This window comes from uncultured Maritalea sp., assembly GCF_937139385.1.
In the GTDB taxonomy this organism is placed as follows: Bacteria; Pseudomonadota; Alphaproteobacteria; order Rhizobiales; family Devosiaceae; genus Maritalea; species Maritalea porphyrae_A.
Window position 1 is genome coordinate 1 of record NZ_CAKZPW010000389.1, and the last position, 2,873, is coordinate 2,873.

Annotated in this window: 3 protein-coding genes, 1 pseudogene and 1 riboswitch; all 4 genes and pseudogenes read right to left on the minus strand. The window is 49.8% G+C overall.

What is annotated here, in order from left to right; genetic code table 11:
• Positions 1–462: pseudogene (locus Q0231_RS15515) on the minus strand (glycine cleavage system protein T); the annotation flags it as partial.
• A 159-nt stretch (positions 463–621) separates the two neighbouring features.
• A riboswitch (glycine riboswitch) is annotated at positions 622–707 on the minus strand.
• Positions 708–750: 43 nt separating this feature from the next.
• Complete coding sequence (locus tag Q0231_RS15520) at positions 751–1,335, minus strand: hypothetical protein (RefSeq protein WP_269392537.1); 585 nt, start codon at positions 1,333–1,335, stop codon at positions 751–753.
• An 11-nt stretch (positions 1,336–1,346) separates the two neighbouring features.
• Entirely contained in the window at positions 1,347–1,859 is a 513-nt protein-coding gene (locus Q0231_RS15525; protein ID WP_269392538.1) for a peroxiredoxin, read from the minus strand.
• Between the two features lie 47 nt (positions 1,860–1,906).
• A complete protein-coding gene (locus Q0231_RS15530) occupies positions 1,907–2,767 on the minus strand; it encodes a protein-disulfide reductase DsbD domain-containing protein (protein ID WP_299348963.1) in 861 nt (286 codons plus the stop codon).
• Positions 2,768–2,873 lie beyond the last annotated feature (106 nt).

Below are 2,873 nucleotides of genomic sequence, written 5' to 3' on the forward strand. Positions count from 1 at the left end.
ATTGTCCCAAAAGGTCTCAACCTTAATGCTTGGATCCAGTTTTTCGCGCAAAATCGCAACATCGTGGTCTTTGCGGCCAGCGTTGAAAACGATCATCAAAACACCATCGGTGCCCTCTTCGATCGGGCGGGTGACGATCAGATCGTCTTCGATGCCGCCTTGATCGTTCAGCAACAGGGTGTAGCGCATTTCACCTGGGTTTAGGCCAACCAAGTCGCCCGGCATCAAGCTTTCAAGGGCTTGTGCGGTGGTTTCTTGGTCTGGGCCAGTTACAATAACTTGCCCCATGTGTGAAACATCGAAAAGGCTTGCAGATGAGCGCGTTTGTTCGTGCTCGGCAATGACGCCTTTATATTGCACTGGCATTGAGAAGCCAGCAAAACCAACCATGCGACCGCCCCAAGCAATATGGGTGTCGTTTAGTGGAGTGGTTTGTAGATTTTCGTTTGAAGCCCCAGCCATAAATCCCTCGTAAAACTCGACAAAAGGTACCAGCGCGACTTACCAGTGTCGCATTGGCGCCCCCTCTGTCGGATTACCTGAGAGATTTCCCGGGGATATTTTCCCGGCTACGTCCTTCGGTGGGAACTGGGATGGACCCGTTCCGCTTTCCAGAGTTTTGTGTGCTTAGCGGTCCTTTTGCCTGAGAGTTTCCGGGGCGGTTGCTCCTTCGGCGCTGGAAGACCAGTCTCTCCCGCTAATGCAGCGCCAAATTAGCTAGGAATCTGGCGCAGGTCAATCAGTTTGAACTTATCCCTTTGGATCAAAACCAACCCAAATGATGATTTCTTCGCCGCCTACGTAAGGAATCGCTACGTTTTCGACGACTTTTATGAACTCTTCGCCCTGATTAGGTGGCGTAATTGTGATGGGGATATCGTATTTTTGAGAAAAAACAGATAGTCCATCGCGCTCAACAGCAAACCGGACGGGCACTTTGACCGTATCGTTGCCACCTTTTGGTCCGGCAAGCAACCGGCCAACCACGCCCATTTTGACGGTAATCAAACCGTTTGAAACCAAACAATTGCGGGACTGTTTGTCGAGCACTGCCTGATAACGCAAGCCTTTTGCTTCGCCGGCTTGGCCTTTGGCATAAAGCATAAATGCCTCTGCACCTGGTCGAACGCGAATCTCGGGACACTCGCTAGCAACGATTGGAAAAGCTGTTGGTGCTGAGTTGGCGATTTCAGTTTGTGTTGCCGATTTATTTTGAAGCTGGCTGCTGCCATTTCCACCGGTAAATGACCCAACGCACGCGCTCAGCGAAACGGATGCAACAGCCGCAACTGCAAACGCTTTGACCAACTTGATTGCCAACATGTAGCTACTCACTTTATTCTCATTCACGCGGGAAGTGCCACGTTCATTTCTTCAATTGCAGCCAACAGGTTCTCCGCGCCGGTTTGGGCGGTGGACCCTTTTGCTGTCTCAACAAACACCTTAGCAACTGCACCGTCTTTTACGATATAGGCCAGTCGTGCAAATCGTGTTCCCATGCCCCCTGCTCGGGCATCAATTTCTGAGTGCATAGCAACCGCCAATTCAGCGTTGCCATCTGCAATCATATCTATCGTGCCCATGGCCCCCGTTTGGTCAGCCCAAGCGGACATCACAAAATGATCGTTAACCGATAGGCAGGCTACACGGTTTACCCCCAGTTTTGCAAACTTTTCCGCATATGCGATGTAGCCTGGCAAATGGTTATTGTGACAAGTGGTCGAAAATGCGGCGGGCAAGCAAAAAAGCACACTCGTGCCTTTGCCAACATATTGCGCAAAATCTATATCCTCGGGGCCAAGTGGGGTGATCAGTTTGACACCAACAGAGGGTATCTTGTCGCCAATTGCTAAAGGCATGTGGTTATACTCGCGTTCTAAACTTGCTCGGGTCGCTCTAAGCGTTTCTACTCAAAAATGAGCGCGCCGTCGACCACCGAAAGGCCCTCAACACGAACCATCTTGGTAAATGGCCCTTCGGCGCTGTCATATGTCAAACGAATTTGCTGATCGACCAGAGTGGATAAATCAAAATCCGTCAAACTTGCAACCGTCATAAGGCCCAATTCTGGTGCAGAATGAGGCGCATCAAACAAAAGCGTATTTTTTGGTAAATCAACAATTAAGCTTTCGTTGGAAAGAGGGTCAGCAGCCCTTGCCATAACCAAACGATTGGATTGAGCGTCATAGCCAATGCGCGAAAACGGCGCATGAACTCGATCATCTTGAGCTGGCACATTGGCATAGGCGGCATTGATGCGGAATGCATGGCCGGCTGAGGCCTTTTGCAAATCGATATCAAGTCGGCCGGTCCAACGCACTGGAATGCAAATATCTGAACAAATTCCAAGATTGAGTGCAGCCACCAGTTTAGCGGTTTGAGAATTATCAATAAGGGCAAGTTTAAGGGGTACCGTTATGTCGCCCTCAAACACATAATCCATCACCCCATAGTCAAGCGAACGCTTGGGGAATGGCCAGTCAAATGAGCCTTTTAAAACATTGGAAGAACCAAGCCATGTTGCAACCAACGGGATGCCCGTTTCACCTGGTACACGCCAATAAGTTTTGAGCCCAGGCGCCATGCGCAGCTGCATTGCGGCTTCCACATGCCCATCTGCTGAGAGCCTGTTGGAAGAAATAAGCCGCAATTGCGCACCGGGGGCCACTTCTTGCCACTCTGTTTCACTGGCAAAGACGGTTTGTGTTGCATTCAGCAACAATATTACGGCCATGAGGGCGAAATAGCAGGTATACCGGGCGTTCATGGGCTCTTGATAAACTGTTTAGATTAAAAATAGAAGCATATCGTCATCAGCTTTTGGTGATCGAAAGTTTACCACTTGCGCGTAGCCTAAATATATAGAAACTAGA